Origin of the sequence: Chromobacterium sp. LK1, assembly GCF_001043555.1 — a bacterium.
GTDB classification, from domain to species: Bacteria; Pseudomonadota; Gammaproteobacteria; order Burkholderiales; family Chromobacteriaceae; genus Chromobacterium; species Chromobacterium aquaticum.
On sequence record NZ_LDUI01000028.1, the window covers coordinates 1 to 18,609 of the forward strand.

The 18,609-nt window shown below is 62.9% G+C and carries 21 protein-coding genes and 1 tRNA gene; 16 read left to right on the plus strand and 6 right to left on the minus strand.

The window, feature by feature from the left end; translation table 11 throughout:
* Nucleotides 1-254: 254 nt before the first annotated feature.
* Nucleotides 255-824 (plus strand): DUF2939 domain-containing protein, encoded by a 570-nt coding sequence (locus VI26_RS12070; protein ID WP_082151031.1) that lies wholly within the window; start codon nt 255-257, stop codon nt 822-824.
* A 63-nt stretch (nt 825-887) separates the two neighbouring features.
* Here VI26_RS12070 and VI26_RS12075 read toward each other — a convergent pair.
* Both VI26_RS12075 and rsmI read right to left on the minus strand, forming a co-directional pair.
* Nucleotides 888-972, minus strand: a tRNA-Leu gene (locus tag VI26_RS12075).
* A gap of 70 nt (nt 973-1,042) precedes the next feature.
* Nucleotides 1,043-1,939 (minus strand): 16S rRNA (cytidine(1402)-2'-O)-methyltransferase, encoded by an 897-nt coding sequence (gene rsmI / locus VI26_RS12080; protein ID WP_197081450.1) that lies wholly within the window; start codon nt 1,937-1,939, stop codon nt 1,043-1,045.
* Between rsmI and VI26_RS12085 the strand changes: the two genes are divergently transcribed.
* The 5 genes from VI26_RS12085 (at nt 1,934) to VI26_RS12105 (ending at nt 5,627) form a co-directional block, all read left to right on the plus strand.
* Nucleotides 1,934-3,052, plus strand: coding sequence for a penicillin-binding protein activator (locus VI26_RS12085; RefSeq protein ID WP_048410005.1), 1,119 nt, complete (start codon nt 1,934-1,936; stop codon nt 3,050-3,052). The two genes, rsmI and VI26_RS12085, sit on opposite strands and share 6 nt — an antisense overlap.
* Complete coding sequence (locus VI26_RS12090) at nt 3,049-3,384, plus strand: YraN family protein (protein ID WP_048410006.1); 336 nt, start codon at nt 3,049-3,051, stop codon at nt 3,382-3,384. The genes VI26_RS12085 and VI26_RS12090 overlap by 4 nt, the downstream gene beginning before the upstream one ends.
* Nucleotides 3,385-3,408: 24 nt before the next feature.
* A complete protein-coding gene (locus VI26_RS12095) occupies nt 3,409-3,999 on the plus strand; it encodes a phosphoheptose isomerase (protein WP_048410007.1) in 591 nt (196 codons plus the stop codon).
* Nucleotides 4,000-4,581, plus strand: a complete 582-nt coding sequence (locus VI26_RS12100; protein WP_048410008.1) for a BON domain-containing protein — start codon at nt 4,000-4,002, stop codon at nt 4,579-4,581.
* A gap of 242 nt (nt 4,582-4,823) precedes the next feature.
* Nucleotides 4,824-5,627: a DNA-binding protein gene (locus VI26_RS12105; RefSeq protein ID WP_053074382.1), complete on the plus strand. Its 804-nt coding sequence runs from the start codon at nt 4,824-4,826 to the stop codon at nt 5,625-5,627.
* Nucleotides 5,628-5,640: 13 nt separating this feature from the next.
* On the opposite strand, the gene VI26_RS12110 is transcribed toward VI26_RS12105, so the two are convergent.
* The 4 genes from VI26_RS12110 to VI26_RS12130 all read right to left on the minus strand — a co-directional run bounded on the left by VI26_RS12110 (nt 5,641) and on the right by VI26_RS12130 (nt 9,939).
* Entirely contained in the window at nt 5,641-6,834 is a 1,194-nt protein-coding gene (locus VI26_RS12110) for an EAL domain-containing protein (RefSeq protein WP_048410009.1), read from the minus strand.
* Between the two features lie 144 nt (nt 6,835-6,978).
* Nucleotides 6,979-7,968 (minus strand): Tim44 domain-containing protein, encoded by a 990-nt coding sequence (locus tag VI26_RS12115; protein ID WP_048410010.1) that lies wholly within the window; start codon nt 7,966-7,968, stop codon nt 6,979-6,981.
* Nucleotides 7,969-8,023: 55 nt separating this feature from the next.
* Nucleotides 8,024-8,722 carry a tRNA (N6-threonylcarbamoyladenosine(37)-N6)-methyltransferase TrmO gene (gene tsaA, locus VI26_RS12120; protein ID WP_048410098.1) on the minus strand — a complete coding sequence of 233 codons (699 nt, stop codon included), beginning with the start codon at nt 8,720-8,722 and terminating at the stop codon, nt 8,024-8,026.
* A 467-nt stretch (nt 8,723-9,189) separates the two neighbouring features.
* A complete protein-coding gene (locus VI26_RS12130) occupies nt 9,190-9,939 on the minus strand; it encodes a GNAT family N-acetyltransferase (RefSeq protein WP_048410012.1) in 750 nt (249 codons plus the stop codon).
* A gap of 198 nt (nt 9,940-10,137) precedes the next feature.
* Here VI26_RS12130 and mnmG point away from each other — a divergent pair, with 198 nt between their 5' ends.
* From mnmG to atpA, 10 genes are all read left to right on the plus strand, one after another.
* The gene (gene mnmG / locus VI26_RS12135; protein ID WP_048410013.1) at nt 10,138-12,033 is read left to right on the plus strand and encodes a tRNA uridine-5-carboxymethylaminomethyl(34) synthesis enzyme MnmG; all 1,896 of its coding nucleotides are present in this window, start codon (nt 10,138-10,140) and stop codon (nt 12,031-12,033) included.
* Complete coding sequence (rsmG, locus tag VI26_RS12140) at nt 12,030-12,671, plus strand: 16S rRNA (guanine(527)-N(7))-methyltransferase RsmG (protein WP_048410014.1); 642 nt, start codon at nt 12,030-12,032, stop codon at nt 12,669-12,671. The genes mnmG and rsmG overlap by 4 nt, the downstream gene beginning before the upstream one ends.
* The gene (locus VI26_RS12145; protein WP_048410015.1) at nt 12,668-13,459 is read left to right on the plus strand and encodes a ParA family protein; all 792 of its coding nucleotides are present in this window, start codon (nt 12,668-12,670) and stop codon (nt 13,457-13,459) included. The genes rsmG and VI26_RS12145 overlap by 4 nt, the downstream gene beginning before the upstream one ends.
* A gap of 5 nt (nt 13,460-13,464) precedes the next feature.
* A complete protein-coding gene (locus VI26_RS12150; protein WP_048410016.1) occupies nt 13,465-14,322 on the plus strand; it encodes a ParB/RepB/Spo0J family partition protein in 858 nt (285 codons plus the stop codon).
* Between the two features lie 90 nt (nt 14,323-14,412).
* A complete protein-coding gene (locus VI26_RS12155; RefSeq protein WP_048410017.1) occupies nt 14,413-14,775 on the plus strand; it encodes an ATP synthase subunit I in 363 nt (120 codons plus the stop codon).
* Between the two features lie 11 nt (nt 14,776-14,786).
* Nucleotides 14,787-15,599: a F0F1 ATP synthase subunit A gene (gene atpB / locus VI26_RS12160; RefSeq protein WP_048410018.1), complete on the plus strand. Its 813-nt coding sequence runs from the start codon at nt 14,787-14,789 to the stop codon at nt 15,597-15,599.
* A gap of 77 nt (nt 15,600-15,676) precedes the next feature.
* Nucleotides 15,677-15,964, plus strand: coding sequence for a F0F1 ATP synthase subunit C (gene atpE / locus VI26_RS12165; RefSeq protein ID WP_019101091.1), 288 nt, complete (start codon nt 15,677-15,679; stop codon nt 15,962-15,964).
* A gap of 50 nt (nt 15,965-16,014) precedes the next feature.
* The gene (locus VI26_RS12170) at nt 16,015-16,485 is read left to right on the plus strand and encodes a F0F1 ATP synthase subunit B (RefSeq protein WP_048410019.1); all 471 of its coding nucleotides are present in this window, start codon (nt 16,015-16,017) and stop codon (nt 16,483-16,485) included.
* Between the two features lie 7 nt (nt 16,486-16,492).
* A complete protein-coding gene (locus VI26_RS12175; RefSeq protein WP_048410020.1) occupies nt 16,493-17,029 on the plus strand; it encodes a F0F1 ATP synthase subunit delta in 537 nt (178 codons plus the stop codon).
* An 8-nt stretch (nt 17,030-17,037) separates the two neighbouring features.
* Complete coding sequence (atpA, locus tag VI26_RS12180; protein WP_048410021.1) at nt 17,038-18,582, plus strand: F0F1 ATP synthase subunit alpha; 1,545 nt, start codon at nt 17,038-17,040, stop codon at nt 18,580-18,582.
* Nucleotides 18,583-18,609 lie beyond the last annotated feature (27 nt).

Consider the following 18,609-nt stretch of genomic DNA (forward strand, 5'->3'; position numbering starts at 1 on the left):
CTGTTGACGATCTGCTGCGCGTCGTGAGACGTGACACGGTGAGTGCCGCTACGAAATGCTCTTGCACCACTCGTACATTCCGCTTTCTCAGCGGTTTTCGCTTGTCCCGCTCTAGTTCGCGTGCCTTTGAACAGGCTCTGAGAACCGGCCGCGCAGGTTTTGCCGCGGCCGGCGGGAATCTGCGCGCCCTTTGTCGGTCTGTAGACTTTATGAGCCGCATGAACGCGGCCGCTTGATTCAGGGGGATCTCAAAAATGAGCATTAAAATGAAGCTGGCGCTGTGCGTGGCCTTGCTGGCAGTTGGCGGCTGGTTCTACGCAACGCCGTATTTGACGGTGCATGGCATGCAGCAGGCGCTGGACGCGCGCGACGCGGCCAAATTGTCCGGCTATGTGGACTACCCGGCCTTGCGCAGCAGCCTGAAGGAGTCGATCGCGCCCAAGGCGGTGCTGGAATTGAACCAATCCAAGGCCAATAATCCGCTGGCGGCGATGGGCGCCGCGATTGCCGACGCGGTGATCGCACCGGTCGTCGACGCGATGGTGACGCCGGAAAGCCTGGCGCTGATGATGCAGGGGATCAAGCCCAAGCCTGGCCTGCCGCATGGCGGCGCGTCGGCGGAAAACGATGGCGGCGGCGCGCAGGGGACGGAAGCGTCGGCGGAGCCGCGCGCTGGCGTCGAGACGACGATGGGCTACGAAGACATCGACCGCTTCGTGGTGACGGTGAAGAAGAAGGACGGCGGAGCCGGTCCGCTGGCTTTTGTCTTCAAGCGCGAAGGCTGGTTTGGCTGGAAGCTGGCGGCGCTGCGCCTGCCCGAGTAAAACAAAAAACCCGCAGAGCTTGCGCTGTGCGGGGTTTTTGATGTTTCGGCCTGCCAAAATCGCTGGTGCCCAGAGTCGGACTCGAACCGACACACCTTGCGGCGGGGGATTTTGAATCCCCTGCGTCTACCAATTTCGCCATCCGGGCGTCTTCGGCATTCCGAGAGAACGAATGATAGCGATAGCAAATCGCTTTGTAAATCCTTTTTTCCTGGGCCTCAGTCCTGCTTCAGTTTGAGCGCGAGGTCGTAAAGCTGCTTGCGGTTGGCGCCGCAGATCTGCGCGGCCAGCGACGCCGCCTGCTTGGTGGGCAGCTCCGCCGCCAGCAGCTTGAGCACGCGCACGGTGTCTTCCGGCACCGCGTCGTCGGCCTCGTCGCGCGGCGGCGCGGCGTCCAGGATCAGCACGATCTCGCCGCGCTGCTGGTTGGAATCGGACTCCACCCACTCCAGCATGTGCTGGGCTGGCAGATTGCGGAAGGTTTCGAAAGTCTTGGTCAGCTCGCGCGCCAGCAGCACTCGGCGCTCCGCGCCCAGTTCCGCGACGATGTCGCGCAGGGTATCGACAATGCGGTGCGGCGCTTCGTAACACACGGTCAGATGCGGCGCGGACAGCCATTGGCGCAGCGTCTTGCGGCGCTCGCCGCTCTTGGGCGGCAAGAAGCCGTGGAACAGGAAGGACGGCGCGGTCAGCCCGCTGGCGGACAGGGCAGCGATCACCGCGCTGGAGCCGGGCACCGGCCGTACCGGCAGACCGGCGGCGCGCACCGCTTCCGCCAAGCGCGCGCCGGGGTCGGACACCGCCGGGGTGCCGGCGTCGGACACCTGCACCACGATCTGGTCTTCGGACAGCCAGCGCACCACTTGCTCGGCCATGCCGCGTTCATTGTGCTCGCGCAGGCTGACCAGGCGTTTGGCGTGAATGCCATAGGCGGACAGTAGCTGTCCGGTCACGCGGGTGTCCTCGGCGCAGACCACGTCGGCGGCGCTGAAGGCGGCCAAGGCGCGGGCGCTGATGTCGGCCAGGTTTCCAATGGGCGTGGCCACCACATATAATGTGCCGCGACAGAAACTTTCCCTGGCTGATTCAAGCAGATGAGCGAACGAAGTATGCAAAGACTGACTCCGCTGTTGGTTGGCGTCTTATTGACTTGGTTGACGCCGACGATGGCGCAAACCCCGGACTATATCATCCAAAGCAATACCGCGCCGCTCAAGTTGCTGGGCCAGCCGGCGTCGAAACCGGCCGTTCCGGCGGCCGCGCCGCGTGAGGCCAGCGCGGCGGTGGCGAAACCGCAGCCGGCCGTTGGCCGTGTGCGCATCGGCCTGCTGCTGCCCACCGGCTCCGCCACCCTGGGCGAAGCCGCGGCGGTGGTGCGCAGCGGCGTGGAAGCGGCGGCGAGCGTGGATCAGAACGCCGAGCTGGTGACCATAGACGCGTCCGAGGACACCGCCGTGGCCGGCTATAAGCAGGCCTTGGCCGGCGGAGTCAATGTGGTGATCGGCCCCTTGTCGCGCGGCGCCATCGCCGCGGTGGCGCCGCTGGTGTCGGTGCCGACGCTGGCCTTGAACTCGATAGGCCGCGAAGTGCCGGCCAATCCCAAGCTGTTTTCGCTATCCTTGACCGTTGAGGGCGAGGCGCGCCAGGTGGCGCGCCTGATGCGCGAGGACGGCCGGGTCAATCCGCTGCTGCTGTTCGGCGGCGATAGCCTGTCTCAGCGCCTGCGCCAGGCCTTCATCGATGAATGGCGGGTTCAGAACCGCGGCAAGTCGCCGATGCTGCTGGAGGCGAAACCGGACAGCCTGCCCGCCATCCTGCAGGCGGCGGCTGGCGCCGACGCGGTGTTCATGGCGCTGGACGCGCGCGAGGCCGGCATCGTCAAGGCGGCGCTGGCGCCGGAACTGGCGGTTTACGGCACTTCCCAGCTCAACGGTCGCGGCAGCGCGGCGGCCTTGGCCGGGGCGCGGGTGATAGACATGCCTTGGTTCCTGATGCCGGAACACCCGGCGGTACGGCGCTATCCGCGTCCATCCATGCCGCTGACGATGCAGACCGAGCGTCTGTACGCGCTGGGCGTGGACGCCTGGCGGCTGGCGGTGCTGCTGGCCGGTGCGCGCCAGCCGCTTGGCCTGAAGCTGGATGGCGTCACCGGCGACTTGAAGCTGGGGCGCGATCGCCTGTTCGAGCGCCAGTTGCCGATGGCGGTGTTGAGTTCGGAGCAGCAGTGAATACCCTGGGCCGGCAAGCGGAAGATCGCGCGCTGGCCTGGCTGCTGCGGCGCGGCCTGACGCTGGTGGAGCGCAACTGGTCCTGCCGCGGCGGCGAAATCGATCTGATCATGCGCGATGGACGTTACTGGGTGTTTATCGAGGTGCGCCATCGCGCCAGCGCGGCCTTCGGCGGCGCGGCCGCCAGCATAGGAGCGGCCAAGCAAAGGAAACTCATGCTGGCCGCCGAGGTCTATCTGTCCCAACAGGGAATAGACGCGCCATGCCGCTTCGACGCGGTGTTGACCGTGGGCGAGGCGGAGCCGCAGTGGTTGCAGAATATTTTCATGTAGTGCTGAAAGAGATAAGGATGTCCCATGGATTTGATTGACCGCGTCAGCGGGCATTTCCTGGAAAGCATTGCCGTCAAGCAGGAGGCGATGGAATTGCTGTCGCCGGCGATCGCGGCGGCGGCGGAGCAAATGGTGGCTTGCCTGATGAACGAAGGCAAGATTCTGGCCTGCGGCAATGGCGGCTCGGCGGCGGACGCGCAGAATTTCGCCGCTGAGATGGTGGGGCGTTTCGAGAAGGAAAGGCCGGGCCTGGCGGCGATTTCGCTGGCCACCGACAGCTCGGCCCTGACCGCGATAGGCAACGACTACGATTTCGACATGGTGTTTTCCAAGCAAGTGCGCGCCTTGGGTCACACCAACGATTTGTTGCTGGCGATTTCCGCGTCCGGCAACGCCGCCAATGTGATCGAGGCCATCTATGCTGCGCACGAGCGCGGCATGAGCGTGATCGCCTTGACCGGCATGGACGGCGGCAAGGTGGCCGAGATCCTGTCGCCGGAAGATATCCAGTTGATTGTGCCGGCGCTGCGTCGCTGCCGGATTCAGGAAGTCCATACCCTGATGGTCCACGCCTTGTGCGATACCATCGATTACATGTTGCTGGGAGGAGAGTAAATGAAGCGTCGCGTGTTTGCCGTATTGCTGGCCGTGGGTTTGAGCAGCACCCTGAGCGCTTGTTTCGGCGTGGTGGCGGCTGGCGCCGCTGGCGGCGCGCTGGTGGCGACCGATCGCCGCACCAGCGGCGCCTATGTCGATGACCAGGGCATCGAATTGAAGACCGCGGACCAGGTGGGCAAGCTGCTGCCCTCGGCCCATGTCAACACCACCAGTTTCAACCGCGCGGTGCTGCTGACCGGCGAAGTGCCCAGCGAGCAGGCGCGCCAGCAGGCGGAGCTGACCGCGCGCGGCATCCCCAATGTGCGCCGCGTGTTCAACTACACCGTGGTGGCGCCGTCGTCGGGCTTCTCGGAGCGCAGCAACGACACCTGGGTAACCAGCAAGGTGCGTACCCGCTTGCTGGACGGCAAGGGCTATAACCCGAACAACGTCAAGGTGGTGACCGAGCGCGGCGTGGTTTACATGCTGGGCATGGTGACCCAGGCCGAAGGCACCGCCGCCGCCAAGGTGGTCAGCGAGACTTCCGGCGTGCAGAAAGTGGTGACCTTGTTCGAATACATCAACGACATCGCGCAATAACACGCGTCGACTTCGTTTGGTGAAACAGCCCGGCGCTTGCCGGGCTTTTTGTTGGCGCTTGGCCGCGGTTTCATCGAAAGTCGCGGAATTTTAAGAAAAGTCCTATAGCCGCTCCACGGCGCTTCTGCTGCAATTCCCGCTGCGGTCGAAAGCCATGCGCTTCGCCCGCATTTTCTGTGCCCGGAAGCATCCGGGCGCATCGGCAATGAGAATGATGCAATCAGGGGTGAGGACGCGGGGTTATGAGTCAAGCGGTCAAGATTTCGGCGGAAGTGAGGGAGCGCGTGGTCGCCGCGGCGGCCGAGTTGTATGAAAAGTCCGGTCGCAAGCGCTTTCCCGCGATAGACCAAGTCCGTCAGCTGGCGGGAGTGGACATGGACGCGGCCAGCGTGGTGCTCAAGGATTGGCGGCGGATTCAGCCGGCCACGGCGGCGGCGCTGGAAGGCGAAGTGCCGGAAGGCGTGCGCCAGGCGGGGCTGGCCGCGCTGGAAGCGATCTGGGCGCAAGCCCAGGCCTTGGCCAACGATAGCTTGTTGGCTGCCCAGGCCGCTTGGGAGCTGGAGCGCAGCGAGCTGGACGGCTTGCGCGCGGAACTGGCCAGCGCGTTTGAACGGCAGGCGGCGGAGCTGGACGCCACGCGCCGGCAGTTATCGGCCTCGCTGGCGCTGACCGCGCAACAGGCTCAGGACCTGGCGGTGGCACAGCCGCAGGCCGAGGCGTTCCGCGCGCGCCTGGATCTGGCGGAAGGCCGAGTGGATGAATTGGAGAGCGAGCTGGCCGACACCAAGGAACGCCTGCAGCGGGCGCAGCGCGAATTGGGGCAGAGTTCGGCCGCCGGCCAGGCGGCGGAAGCGGCGCTGAGCAAGCTGCGCGGGGAACTGCTGCAATCCAGCGCCCAGACGGTGATGAAGGGCGAGGTGGCCAAGATCAGGAACCAGGCGGAGGCCAGACTGGGCTCGCCGGCGCCATCCGGTGAAGAAGGCGCCGCCTTGAAGGCCGCGTACACCCCGCAGCCAGCCGCCGAGGATATTCTGAAGTTCCGCTGACGGCGGGGCGTGGTCAATGCTGGGAAATCAGCACGTCGGCGCATAGCACGTGCATGATTTCATCGATTTCTATGGCCATCGAGATGGTGATGCAGGAGCGGGTGTCGGTCATCGACAGATAGGGCTCGCTCATATACAACACGCCGGGCTGGTCCACCGCGTGCTGGAAATAGCTGCGGCGCGACCAGACCGCGCCGGTGGTGTCCACCAGCGGCGCAAACTTGGGGTTGGCGACGGCGAGCGGCTGGCGGCTATTGAGGTTGCGGCCGATCTGGCGCCCCTCGCTGTCCAGCAGGAAGCAGCGCACCACATCCGGCAGCGCCAGCATCGGCTTGGCCGCCAGGTTGAACGGCGTGCCCTGCATCAGCGAGATGGCGCTTTGCACGAAGGATTGCCGCGCCAGTTCGATCTGGCGCCGGGTCAGCTTGCGTTTCAGCAGCTCGCGCGCCATCAGTTCATCCCAACGTTCGTCTATGCGCGGGGTGATGATGTGGTCCTGGTCCGGCTGCTCATGCGGGTGGGCGATGAAATAGCCTTGCACCAGATCGCAGCCGGATTCCAGCGCAATCAGCACATCCTGATCGGTTTCTATGCCTTCCTCCACCACCAGCGCCCCAATTTCGTGCATCAGCCGCACCAGCTTGGCCAGCAGATTGCGGGTGCGCGGCTGGTGCACGGCGGCGCGCAGCAGATGACGGTCGAATTTGACCAGGTCCGGCTCCAATTGGCAGACCCGATCCAGATTGGAATGGCCGACGCCGAAGTCGTCGATGGCGATCAGAAAGCCGCTGCTTTTCAGCACATTGACGCCCTCTATCAGTGCGGCGTCCACTTCCAGCACATGTTCCAGCACTTCCAGCACCACTTGGCTGGGATCCAAGCCGGCGGCCTTGATGGTGTTGGCCAGCGCCATCGCGCGTTCCGGCCGCGACAGCGAGGCGGCGTCGATATTGAGAAACAGCCAGCATGGGTGGTCGCTTTGCATCTGGCTGAAGCGAGCGGCATGGGCTTCGCTCGTCGCCAGATCCAGCTGGTGACGGCGTTCGGGCGAGACGACGGAGTAAAAGGCCTCCGCCGGAGTCAGAATGGAGGTGTCCTGTCTGGCGCGCAGCAAGGCTTCCATGCCTATCGTGCGGCGATGCGCCAGGCTATAGATAGGCTGGAAGTGACTGCCGAGCTTCAAGCCGGCATGCTCGAATTCTTTCATGGAAACGCTGCCCTCCGTGGCGTGGACTCTACGGTCGGTATTGTTTTTTTGCCTGAAGCAATTGGCATTCCAGTTTAGTGCATCGCCATTAAAAATAAAAAACGGGCCAGGAGGCCCGTTTGGATAAAGATGTTAAAAAGCTTGTTACTGTTGGATGCCCGCCACCAGCCACTTGCCGTTGGTGCTGTCATCCTTGACGTAGTGCCAGTACTCGGTGAACGGCTCGGTCGGCGCGCCCACGGCTTCGCTGACCATGCCGGAGAAGCGCACGCTGGCGATGTAACGATTGCCTTCGGTGCTGGCTTCGGACAGCTGGCAGTCCAGCTGCGGGAAGTCGGCGACGTCGGTATTGCCGGCGATGTCCTCGCGCAGCGCGTTGAACAGGTCCGGCGTCATGTACTTGCGCACTTCTTCCAGGCTTTCCGTGGTGTTCAGGCTTTGCAGGTGCAGGAAGGTGGCCTTGGCCTGGCGCAGGAAGTTAGGCGTTTCCGTGCCGTCCGGCAGGCGAGCGGGGGCGTCGAACGCCGCCGGCGCGCCGAAGGTCGGCTTGGCGCCGCCAAGACCGGAGCCGATTTTCGGGATGGAATCGAAACGGGCCGGTTCCTGGTAGCCGCCGCCGAGGTTCTGCGGCATGCCCGCTGCTTGCGGGGTTGCCATGGCCGGACGCGCGGCGCCGGCCTTGCGGCGGAAGAACATGATGCCGCCGATCAGTACCGCGCCCAGCAGGGCCAGCGTGCCCCACGGCATGCCGCCGCTCTTCTGCGGTTGCTGGCCTTGTTGCGCCGCCAGAGCCGGATCGGCGTTGCCGTTGGCGGCTGCCGGAGCTTGTTGCTGGCCGCCTTTATCGCTCATGGCGGAGCCCAGCATATAGCCGGCGGCCGCGCCGGCCGCGCCGGCGGCTACCGCGGTGCCGATGCCCGGGCCGGATTTGGGTTGAGCTTGAGCCGGAGCGGGCGCTTGCGCAGGCGGCGCAACCGGGCGCGCCGGCGCTTGTTGTTGGTAAGAACGGGTGGGGGCCGAACGCTGCATGCCGGCGCTCTTGCCTTTACCTAGGCGGGCCGCTTCCGCGAACGGAGTGGCCAACACGGAAACCATGGTGAAGGCGAGCATGATCGTCTTCGCGCGAGTGGTCATATTGCTTTTTTCCTGAGTGGTTGGTATCGCCCCGATATGACTGGGACGCAAAGGATTAGTTCGGGGTCAATGACTGAATTTCAATGACTTGCGCATGGTTTTTTTCGATGCGGAAGCGCACATTCCATTGCTGCAGCGCCACGCCGTAAACCCGTTGCGGGTCGTCCTGATAGGCGGGGCGCGGGTCCTGGGCCAGCACCTGTTCCACCAGCAGCGCGAAATCGGCCGGCAGGCCGGGGGCTGCCAGCTGCGCGCGCGCGGCGGCGTCCCAGCCCACGCTCAATTGCGGCGGCGGGCCGTCGACGAAGCCGCCGCGGGCGTCCGGCCGGGCTTCGACGAAGGGAATATAGGGCTTGATGTCCAGCACCGGGGTGCCGTCCAGCAAGTCGGCTCCTTCCAGCGTCAGCACCACCTTGGGCTGGGTGTCGATGCGCAGCAGCCGCACCAGCGACAGGCCCAGCGGATTGGGGCGATGGGTGGCGCGGCTGGCGAACACGCCGACCTTGGCGTTGCCGCCCAGCCGCGGCGGACGCACCAGCGGCTGCCAGCCGCGTTCGGCGGTTTGATGGAACACGAAGCTGATCCAGACATGGGAAAACGCGTCCAGCCCGCGCACCATGTCGGGGTGATCATAGGGCGGCAGCAGTTCCAGCGTGATGCGGGCGGCGTTGACCAGCGAGGGCTGGCGCGGGATGCCGAATTTCTCGCGGTAGGGCGAACGAATCACGCCCACCGTTTCAAAGGTGTAGCTCATAGCCGGATTGTAGCATTGCTGCTCCACCGCTTATTCCAGTCCTACTCAGCGGAGCGGCCGCGTAAGTAAAGCAATCGCAGCCGTCAATGCGCCTATACCCAATATCAACATGACCGAAACATGGAGCCAGAAACGAAAGGGCCGGTCTTGTCTCACGATGCTTGTTTGTGACCTGTAATCGTTGAAGATACCTGTCTGCACGGCCTTGTAGGTCTGGCTTAGTGAGCCCCAAGCAAAAAAAAGAGGCAAGGCGATGAGGGCACAGCCGCGTAGCAGCGGGTAAGCGCTCTGGAGCAGGCTGGCGAGGATCAGGAGCAAGAGCAGGATGGGCGCAATGGCGCGGGTTACCGAGGGTGGCCTAGGCATGATGGTGCTGGGCAGACAGAGAATCCGTCCATCATGCGGCTTGTGGCTGCAAAATGAAAGATGCGCCTGACGGCGCATCTACATTGGCAGCTTGGTACAGATCAGCCGACAAAGTGCTTGTTGTAGCGGCCGCTCAGCCGGCTCATCGGCAGCAGCATGAAAAAGTCGGCGCAGTTGAAGTCCGGGTCCCAGGCCGGCTCGCCGCAGATATAGGCGCCGGCGCGCAGATAGCCCTTGATCAGCGCCGGCATCGGCGCGGAAGGCGCATCGTCGCGAACGCGGTCCAGCGGCAGCGGCAGGTGGGGGAATACCCGCCATTCCGGCGGCGACAAGTGCTTGGTTTCCAGCTGGCGGTACAGGCTGACCGCCTGGTGGCCGCCGTCGCTCAGCGACACGCTGGCGCAGCCGGCCAGGTATTGGCCGCCGTGCTGTTGCACGTAATCGGCCAGGCCGGACCAGAGCAGGGCGATCACCGCGCCGGAGCGGAAATCGCGATGCACGCAGGAGCGGCCCACTTCGATCAGGCCTGCGCGCAAATGGGTCAGCCGCGCCAGATCGAATTCATGTTCCGAATACAGGCTGGGCGCGCGGCGCGCATTGTCCGGCGACAGCATGCGGTAAGTGCCCACCACCAGGCCGCTGGCGGCATCCTCGACGATCAGGTGTTCGCACAACTCGTCGTACTCGTCGCAATCGATGCCGAGTTCCCTGGAGTTGAGTTCGGCGCCCATTTCCCCGGCGAACACATCGAAGCGCAGCTTCTGCGCGCGGCGAATGTCCTGCGTCTCAGTGGCCACGCGCACGCTCAAACGCGGCTTGGCGCTCACGGCAAGCTGTTCATTTAGCAGCATGTTTTGCTCCCTTGAGTGATGAGCCCCATGCTAGGCAGCTTGTTTGACGCGGCGATGTCTTTAATATGACCATCGGGTGACCGGCGCTTGACGCCGCCATTACTAGCTGGATTTATTGAAATCAACGACTTACGCTATGTCAGGATTTGGCGTAGAATAGGCCGTTTTTCCGTTCGATTTGCTCTTTCCGACAAAGCCATGATTTATCCGACAAACTTCGACGTGATAGTGGTGGGCGGCGGCCATGCCGGCACCGAGGCCGCGCTGGCGGCTGCGCGCATGGGCTGCAACACCCTTCTTTTGACGCATAACATCGAGACCCTGGGTCAGATGTCGTGCAATCCGTCGATCGGCGGCATCGGCAAGGGCCATCTGGTCAAGGAAGTGGATGCCCTGGGCGGCGCGATGGCGCTGGCCACCGATATCGGCGGCATCCAGTTCCGCACCCTCAACGCCTCCAAGGGCCCGGCGGTGCGCGCCACTCGCGCCCAGGCCGACCGCATCCTGTACAAGGCGGCGATCCGCGAGATGCTGGAGAACCAGCCCAATCTGACGCTGTTCCAGCAGCCGGTGGACGATCTCCTGATCGAAGGCGACCGCGTCGCCGGGGCCATCACCGCCATCGGCATCACCTTCCGCGCCAAGACCGTGGTGCTGACCGCCGGCACCTTCCTGTCCGGCAAGATCCACGTCGGCCTGGAAAACTACACCGGCGGCCGCGCCGGCGATCAAGCCGCGTCCACGCTGGGCGAGCGCTTGCGCGAACTGGCCCTGCCGGTGGGACGGCTGAAAACCGGCACGCCGCCGCGCATCGACGGCCGCAGCGTCGACTTTTCGGTGATGGAAGAGCAGCCGGGCGACACGCCGGAGCCGGTGTTCTCCTATCGCGGCAGCCGCGTGCTGCATCCCAAGCAGCTGCCGTGCTGGATCACCCACACCAATGAGCGCACTCACGAGATCATCCGCTCCGGCTTCGAACGCAGCCCGATGTTCACCGGGGTGATTGAAGGCGTCGGCCCGCGTTATTGCCCGTCGATCGAGGACAAGATCAACCGCTTCGCCGACAAGGACAGCCATCAGGTCTTCCTGGAGCCGGAAGGTCTGACCACGCACGAGTTCTACCCCAACGGGATTTCCACCAGCCTGCCCTTCGACATCCAGTTGGCGGCGGTGCGCTCGATTCGCGGCATGGAGAACGCCCACATCCTGCGGCCCGGCTATGCGATCGAGTACGATTATTTCGACCCGCGCGGACTGAAGTCCACGCTGGAGACCAAGGCGATCCAGGGCCTGTTCTTCGCCGGCCAGATCAACGGCACCACCGGCTACGAAGAAGCGGCCGCCCAGGGCCTGCAAGCGGGCATGAACGCCGCGCTGCAGGCGCGCGGCGAAGAGGGCTGGTGCCCGCGCCGCGACGAAGCCTATCTGGGCGTGCTGGTGGACGACCTGATCACCAAGGGCGTGGCCGAGCCCTACCGCATGTTCACCAGCCGCGCCGAATTCCGCCTGCAGTTGCGCGAAGACAACGCCGACCTGCGTCTGACCGAGATCGGCCGCCGCTACGGCTTGATCGGCGATGTCCAATGGGACAGCTTCTGCCGCAAGCGCGACGCGGTGGAGGCCGAAAAGGCGCGGCTGAAGACCACCTGGCTGCATCCGGCGCGGCTGAGCGACGCCGCCGCGCTGCAAGCGCTGCTGGGCAAGGCGATAGAACGCGAATACAACTTGTATGATCTGCTGAAGCGGCCCAATGTCGCCTATGCCGACTTGATGGCGTTGCCGGAGGCCGGCGGCGCGGTGGCGGACGAGGCGGTTGCCGAGCAGGTGGAAATTCAGGTCAAATACCAAGGCTATATCAATCGCCAGAACGAAGAGCTGGCGCGCCGCGACAACCTGGAGGACGTGCGCCTGCCGGCCGATATCGATTATGGTCTGGTCAAGGGTCTGTCCAAGGAAGTGCAGCAAAAACTGAACCAGCAACGGCCGGAGACCTTGGGCCAGGCGTCACGCATCCAGGGCATTACCCCGGCGGCGATTGCTCTTTTGATGGTCCACCTGAAACGTGGCTTTGCCGACGCAACGAAAACCGCATGACACATAACGCAGAACTACAACAAGGCCTGTCGCAGCTGAAGCTGGAACTGAGCGACGCGCAAATCGATTTGCTGGACCGCTACCTGGCGCTGCTGGCCAAGTGGAACCAGACCTATAACCTGACCGCGGTGCGCGAGGAAAAGCGCATGGTCAGCTACCATCTGCTGGACAGCCTGAGCCTGGTGCCGCATCTGGACGGCGGCAGCCGTCTGCTGGACGTCGGCTCCGGCGGCGGCATGCCCGGCATCCCGGCGGCGATCGCCCGTCCGGATCTGCAAGTGGTGCTGTTGGATTCGAATCATAAGAAAACCACCTTCCTGCGTCAGGTGGTGGTGGAGCTGGGCTTGCCCAATGTGCAGGTGATGACCGAGCGGGTGGAGGCCTACCAGCCGGAGCAGAAGTTCGACCGCATCACCAGCCGGGCGTTTTCCGAGCTGGCCGAGTTCGTCAAGCTGACCCGCCACTTGCTGGCGGATCACGGTCAATATGTCGCAATGAAGGGTGTCTATCCTTACGAGGAAATCGCCTTGTTGCCGCAGGGTACGGTGGTTTCCGAAGTATTGCCGGTGACAGTGCCGGGCCTGGATGCCGAACGGCACCTGGTGAGAATGCGCCTGGAAGGGGTGGGTGCGCAATGAATTCAAGGGTGATCGCGGTCGCCAACCAGAAGGGCGGGGTCGGCAAGACCACGACTGTGGTGAATCTGGCGGCGGGCCTGGCTGAACTGGGCCGGCGCGTGCTGATTGTCGATCTCGACCCGCAGGGCAATGCCACCATGGGTAGCGGCATCGCCAAGCAATCCCTGAAACTGTCCGGCTACGACGTGCTGCTGGGCGAGGCCTCGATCGAAGAGGCGCGCCAGCCGGCGAAGGAGGGTGGTTATGACGTGCTGCCCGCCAATCGCGACCTGGGCGGCGCGGAGCTGGAACTGGTCAACGAGCTGGCGCGCGAGGCGCGGCTGAAGAACGCGCTGCAGGCGGTGGAAGAACAGTACGACTATGTGCTGATAGACTGCCCGCCGTCGCTGAACCTGCTGACCCTGAACGGGTTGGTGGCGGCGCACAGCGTGCTGATCCCGATGGTGTGCGAGTACTACGCGCTGGAAGGCTTGTCCGACCTGGTGGCGACCCTGCGCAAGGTGAGGGTGGCGGTGAATCCCAAGATCGAGATCATGGGCCTGCTGCGCACCATGTTCGATGCGCGCAACAATCTGTCGCAGCAGGTCTCGGAACAATTGGCGCGCCATTTCGGCGCCAAGGTGTTCGATACCGTGATTCCGCGCAATGTGCGGCTGGCGGAAGCGCCCAGCCACGGTTTGCCCGGCCTGGTCTACGATCGCGCCTCGCGCGGCGCTCAAGCCTATCTGACGCTGGCGCAAGAGCTGGCGGACCGGCTCGAGCCCGCAACCACAACCCCCTCCGTCTAAGCATTATGGCCAAATTAAAAGGATTGGGGCGCGGTCTGGACGCGCTCCTGTCCACTGCTGAAACAGTGGACGACAGACTCACTTCCCTCCCCATAGACAGCATCCGGCCCGGCAAATACCAGCCGCGCAGCTTCATGGACGAGGGCGCGCTGGAGGAGCTGGCCGCGTCCATCCGCTCCCAGGGCGTGATCCAGCCCTTGGTGGTGCGTGAAGTCGGTTTCGGCGATTACGAGCTGATCGCCGGCGAACGGCGCTGGCGCGCCTCGCGCAAGGCCGGCCTCGCCGAAGTGCCGGCGGTGATCAAGAGCGTGCCGGACGAAGCCGCGCTGGCGATGGCGCTGATCGAAAACATCCAGCGCCAGGAGTTGGACCCGATAGAAGAGGCCCAGGGCCTCAAGCGTCTGATCGACGAATTCGGCCTGACCCACGAGGCCGCGGCCGACGCGGTGGGCCGCTCGCGCAGCGCGGTCAGCAATTTATTGCGCCTGCTGGCCTTGCCGCAGCCGGTGCAAACCATGTTGCATCAGGGCCAGCTGGAAATGGGCCATGCGCGCGCCTTGCTGGCGCTGCCGGTGGTGGAGCAGCTGGGCCTGGCGCAGGAAGTGGGCGAGAAAGGCCTGTCCGTGCGCGAGGTGGAGCGCCGGGTGCAGCAGAAAGCTGTGGAAAAAACCACAGTCGCACCGCAGCAGAAACGTACAGATCCGGACGTGGACAGGTTGGCGGAACAGGTGTCGGAACGCATAGGCGCCCGCGTCAGCATCCGTCATGCAAATCGTGGCAATGGCAGGCTGGTCATAGAATACGCGACGCTGGACGAGCTGGAAGGCTTGCTGGAAAAGTTGCAGAAAAGCTCAGGAAAATGAGCGTGTTGCACTGCAGCATCCCAATGACACGCAAGTTGACGCAAATCAAGCGTGAAGCCTATAATTCGGCGGTTTTTTTGCTGGGTCAGCATGGTTAATCCGGAAGTTAAGCGTATACTGCGCCTGCAGTGCACCCTGGTGGGGGTGGCGCTGTTGATTGGAGTGGTTGCAGGGGGAGGAAACCTGGCCATTCCGGTTTCTGTCTTGCTTGGCGGATTGTCGGCCGTGGTGCCGGCGCTGGTGTACGCCAGAATCGCCTACGCCAAGCGCCATGTCTCCCCTGCGGAACTGATGAAGGCGCATTTCAGGGCCGAGGCGGTCAAGTACGTCCTCACCATCCTGTTATTTGGTGCGACTTTGGTGTTTTTCAAGGATTTATCGATAGTCGGGCTGTTTGGGGGCTTTTTTGCCGCCGTGTCCGGCTACTGGTTCGGGCTTTTAATCAAAAATTGAGAAAATGAGCGATGGCAAGCAACGCAACTGACTATATCAAGCACCACCTCACCTTCTGGAATTCGGATCCTTCCGCCGGCTTCTGGAGCCTGCACCTTGATACCTTCTCCATTTCTCTGGTTCTCGCCTTCATTTTCGCCGGCGTGTTCGCCGTCGTGGCGCGCAAGGCCAAGCTGGAGAATCCGGGCCGGCTGCAGCTGTTCGTGGAAAGCATCGTGGAAATGGTGGACAAGCAGGTGCGCGATGTATTCCACGGCAAGAGCAAGGTCATCGCCCCGCTGGCGCTGACCATCTTCTGCTGGATCTTCCTGATGAACTTCATGGACTTGCTGCCGGTGGACCTGCTGCCGTCGCTGGCCCAGTGGGTTGGCTATACCTTCTTCGGCGCCGAGCCGCACCATGTTTACTTCCGCGTCGTGCCGTCCGCCGACGTGAACGCCACCTTCGCGATGTCCTTGTCCGTGATGTTCTGCATCATCGGCTTCTCCATCAGCGCCAAGGGTGTGGGCGGCTACACCAAGGAATTGTTCACCGCGCCCTTCCATGCTGAAGGTACCGTGGGCAAGATCCTGCTGGCCCCGGCCAACTTCCTGCTGCAGATGGTGGAACTGCTGGCCAAGCCGATTTCGCTGTCCCTGCGTTTGTTCGGCAATATGTACGCCGGCGAAATGATCTTCATCCTGATCGCGCTGCTGCCGTGGGGCCTGCAATGGCTGCTGGGCGCGCCGTGGGCGATCTTCCACATCCTGATCATCACCCTGCAGGCCTTCGTGTTCATGATGCTGACCATCGTGTACCTGAGCCTGGCGGTGGAAGCGCACTAATACCGGTTTCTTTGTTTTACCTTTGTTTCTTTAGCTTTTTTACCAACCATCCTTGATTAAGTCTTAGGAGATACACAATGGAAGCACTCGTTTCTCAGATCCAGTCCATGACCGTACTGGCCGCTGCCCTGATCATTGGCCTGGGCGCCATCGGTACTGCTCTGGGTTTCGCCATCCTGGGTGGCAAATTCCTCGAGTCCTCCGCCCGTCAACCGGAAATGATCCCGGTTCTGCAAACCAAACTGTTCATTCTGGCCGGTCTGCTGGACGCCATCTCCATGATCGGTGTTGGTATCGCCATGCTGTACACCTTCAATAACCCGTTCCTGTCCGCCGCCCTGGCCGCTCTGAAAGCCGGCGCTTAATTTTTAAGCGGAATTGGTTGTTGCAGTAATACTACTGGAGGAAAACAAGCGTGGAATTCAACGTAACACTACTGGGCCAGGCGATCACGTTCGCCATCCTGGTATGGTTCACCATGAAGTTTGTTTGGCCTCCGCTTACCAACATGATGGATGAGCGCGCCAAGCGCATCGCAGACGGCCTGGCCGCCGGCGAGCGTGGCAAGCAAGATCTGGAAGCCGCTGAAAAGCGCGTTGCGGATGAACTCCGCAAGGCCAAACAGCAAGCGACCGAAATCGTGATGGCCGCTGAAAAGCGCGCCAGCCAGATCGTGGACGAAGCCAAGGATGCCGCACGCGTTGAAGGCGCGCGCATTGTGGCCGACGCCAAGTCTGAGATCGATCAGGAAGTCCTGCGCGCCAAGGAAACCCTGCGCGCGCAAGTGGCCGACCTGGCGGTTGCGGGCGCGGAGAAGATCCTGCGCAAAGAGATCGACTCGGCCAAGCACGCTGATCTGCTTGCCTCCATCAAAGCGGAGTTTTAATTAACTCATGGCAGAACTCATTACCGTAGCTAGGCCCTATGCCGAAGCGGTATACAGCCTCGCCACCGAGCAGCACGCCACCCAGCAATGGTCGGAATCGCTGTCGTGGCTGGCTGCCATGGTGAAGAACCCGGATCTGGAAGCCGTCATCACCAATCCGAAACATACCGCACAAGAGCTTGAGGCGCTGATGCTGGATGTTCTGGGCGCGCGCGGCAACGAAGACGTAAAACGTTTTCTGGCCGCGCTGATCGAGAACAGCCGTTTGACGCTGCTGCCGCAAATCGCCGAACAGTTTGAAGTGTTCAAGGCGCAAGCGGAAGGCGTTGTGGATGCCGTGGTGGAAACGGCGTTTGCAATGAACGATGCGCAGAAGGCCGAACTGACCGACACGCTTTCCAAGAAGTACGGCAAATCCGTACGGATTGATGTGCGTGACAACCCTGACCTGATCGGCGGGGTTCGTGTGTTGGTGGGCGATGATGTCATCGACGCTTCCGTGCGCGGCAAACTGCAAGCCATGGCAGTAAGCCTCAAGAATTAGGAGAGATCATGCAGTTGAACCCCTCTGAAATCAGCGATCTGATCAAGGCGAAGATTCAGAACCTGGCCGAAGGCGCAGAAACCCGTACCAAAGGTACCGTGATTTCCGTGACCGACGGCATCGTTCGTATCCATGGCCTGGCAGACGTGATGCAGGGTGAAATGCTCGAATTCCCGGGCAACACCTTCGGCCTCGCGATGAACCTGGAGCGCGACTCTGTCGGCGCCGTGGTTCTGGGCGAGTACGAGCACATCTCGGAAGGCGACGAAGTCACTTGTACCGGTCGCATTCTGGAAGTTCCGGTTGGTCCGGAACTGATTGGCCGCGTGGTCAACGCCCTGGGTCAGCCGATCGACGGCAAGGGCCCGGTTAACGCCAAGCTGTCCAGCCCGATCGAAAAGATCGCGCCGGGCGTGATTGCGCGTCAATCGGTATCCCAGCCGATGCAGACCGGCCTGAAGGCCATCGACTCGATGGTTCCGGTTGGCCGCGGTCAGCGCGAGCTGATCATCGGCGACCGCCAGACCGGCAAGACCGCGGTGGCGCTGGATGCGATCATCAACCAAAAAGGCACCGGCGTAGTATGCATCTACGTGGCGATTGGCCAAAAGGCCTCCTCCATCGCCAACGTGGTGCGCAAGCTGGAAGAACACGGCGCGCTGGGCCACACCATCGTGGTGGCCGCGACCGCTTCCGAAGCCGCCGCGCTGCAGTTCATCGCCCCGTACTCCGGCTGCGCGATGGGCGAATACTTCCGCGACATCGGCGAAGACGCGCTGATCGTGTACGACGACCTGTCCAAGCAAGCCGTCGCCTACCGTCAGATTTCGCTGCTGCTGCGCCGTCCGCCGGGCCGCGAAGCCTACCCTGGCGACGTGTTCTATCTGCACTCCCGTCTGCTGGAACGCGCTTCCCGCATCAATGAAGACGAAGTGGCCAAGCTGACCAACGGCGAAGTGAAAGGCAAGACCGGTTCCCTGACCGCGCTGCCCATCATCGAAACCCAGGCCGGCGACGTTTCCGCCTTCGTGCCGACCAACGTGATCTCGATCACCGACGGTCAGATCTTCCTGGAAACCGACCTCTTCAACGCAGGCATCCGTCCGGCCATCAACGCCGGTATCTCGGTATCCCGCGTTGGCGGCGCCGCGCAGACCAAGGTGATCAAGAAGCTGGGCGGCGGTATCCGTCTGGCCCTGGCCCAGTACCGTGAACTGGCTGCGTTCTCGCAGTTCGCTTCCGATCTGGACGAGGCTACCCGCAAGCAACTGCAACACGGCGAAGTGGTTACCGAGCTGATGAAGCAGAAGCAGTTCCTGCCGCTGGCCACCGCCGAAATGGCGCTGACCCTGTGGGCTGTGAACAAGGGCAGCTACGAAGACGTTCCGGTGAAGAAGGCCCTGGCTTTCGAAGCGGCGTTCCTCGCCTATGTGCGCGCGAACCACCACGACGTGTTGGCCGCGGTGAACGCTTCCGGCGATCTGTCCGGCGACAACGAGAAAATCCTGGCCAAGGCGATGGAATCGTTCAAGGCTGGCTTCAGCTACAACTGAGTCTTTTCGGTTAACGCAAACAGTTAC

Bases quoted from the DNA above. Each gene is read 5' to 3' on its own strand.
- VI26_RS12070 (WP_082151031.1), top strand. From the start codon at position 255: ATGAGCATTAAAATGAAGCTGGCGCTGTGCGTGGCCTTGCTGGCAGTT.
- VI26_RS12085 (WP_048410005.1), top strand. From the start codon at position 1,934: ATGCAAAGACTGACTCCGCTGTTGGTTGGCGTCTTATTGACTTGGTTG.
- VI26_RS12095 (WP_048410007.1), top strand. From the start codon at position 3,409: ATGGATTTGATTGACCGCGTCAGCGGGCATTTCCTGGAAAGCATTGCC.
- VI26_RS12100 (WP_048410008.1), top strand. From the start codon at position 4,000: ATGAAGCGTCGCGTGTTTGCCGTATTGCTGGCCGTGGGTTTGAGCAGC.
- VI26_RS12105 (WP_053074382.1), top strand. From the start codon at position 4,824: ATGAGTCAAGCGGTCAAGATTTCGGCGGAAGTGAGGGAGCGCGTGGTC.
- VI26_RS12110 (WP_048410009.1), bottom strand. From the start codon at position 6,834: ATGAAAGAATTCGAGCATGCCGGCTTGAAGCTCGGCAGTCACTTCCAG.
- VI26_RS12115 (WP_048410010.1), bottom strand. From the start codon at position 7,968: ATGACCACTCGCGCGAAGACGATCATGCTCGCCTTCACCATGGTTTCC.
- tsaA (WP_048410098.1), bottom strand. From the start codon at position 8,722: ATGAGCTACACCTTTGAAACGGTGGGCGTGATTCGTTCGCCCTACCGC.
- VI26_RS12130 (WP_048410012.1), bottom strand. From the start codon at position 9,939: ATGCTGCTAAATGAACAGCTTGCCGTGAGCGCCAAGCCGCGTTTGAGC.
- mnmG (WP_048410013.1), top strand. From the start codon at position 10,138: ATGATTTATCCGACAAACTTCGACGTGATAGTGGTGGGCGGCGGCCAT.
- rsmG (WP_048410014.1), top strand. From the start codon at position 12,030: ATGACACATAACGCAGAACTACAACAAGGCCTGTCGCAGCTGAAGCTG.
- VI26_RS12145 (WP_048410015.1), top strand. From the start codon at position 12,668: ATGAATTCAAGGGTGATCGCGGTCGCCAACCAGAAGGGCGGGGTCGGC.
- VI26_RS12150 (WP_048410016.1), top strand. From the start codon at position 13,465: ATGGCCAAATTAAAAGGATTGGGGCGCGGTCTGGACGCGCTCCTGTCC.
- VI26_RS12155 (WP_048410017.1), top strand. From the start codon at position 14,413: ATGGTTAATCCGGAAGTTAAGCGTATACTGCGCCTGCAGTGCACCCTG.
- atpB (WP_048410018.1), top strand. From the start codon at position 14,787: ATGGCAAGCAACGCAACTGACTATATCAAGCACCACCTCACCTTCTGG.
- atpE (WP_019101091.1), top strand. From the start codon at position 15,677: ATGGAAGCACTCGTTTCTCAGATCCAGTCCATGACCGTACTGGCCGCT.
- VI26_RS12175 (WP_048410020.1), top strand. From the start codon at position 16,493: ATGGCAGAACTCATTACCGTAGCTAGGCCCTATGCCGAAGCGGTATAC.
- atpA (WP_048410021.1), top strand. From the start codon at position 17,038: ATGCAGTTGAACCCCTCTGAAATCAGCGATCTGATCAAGGCGAAGATT.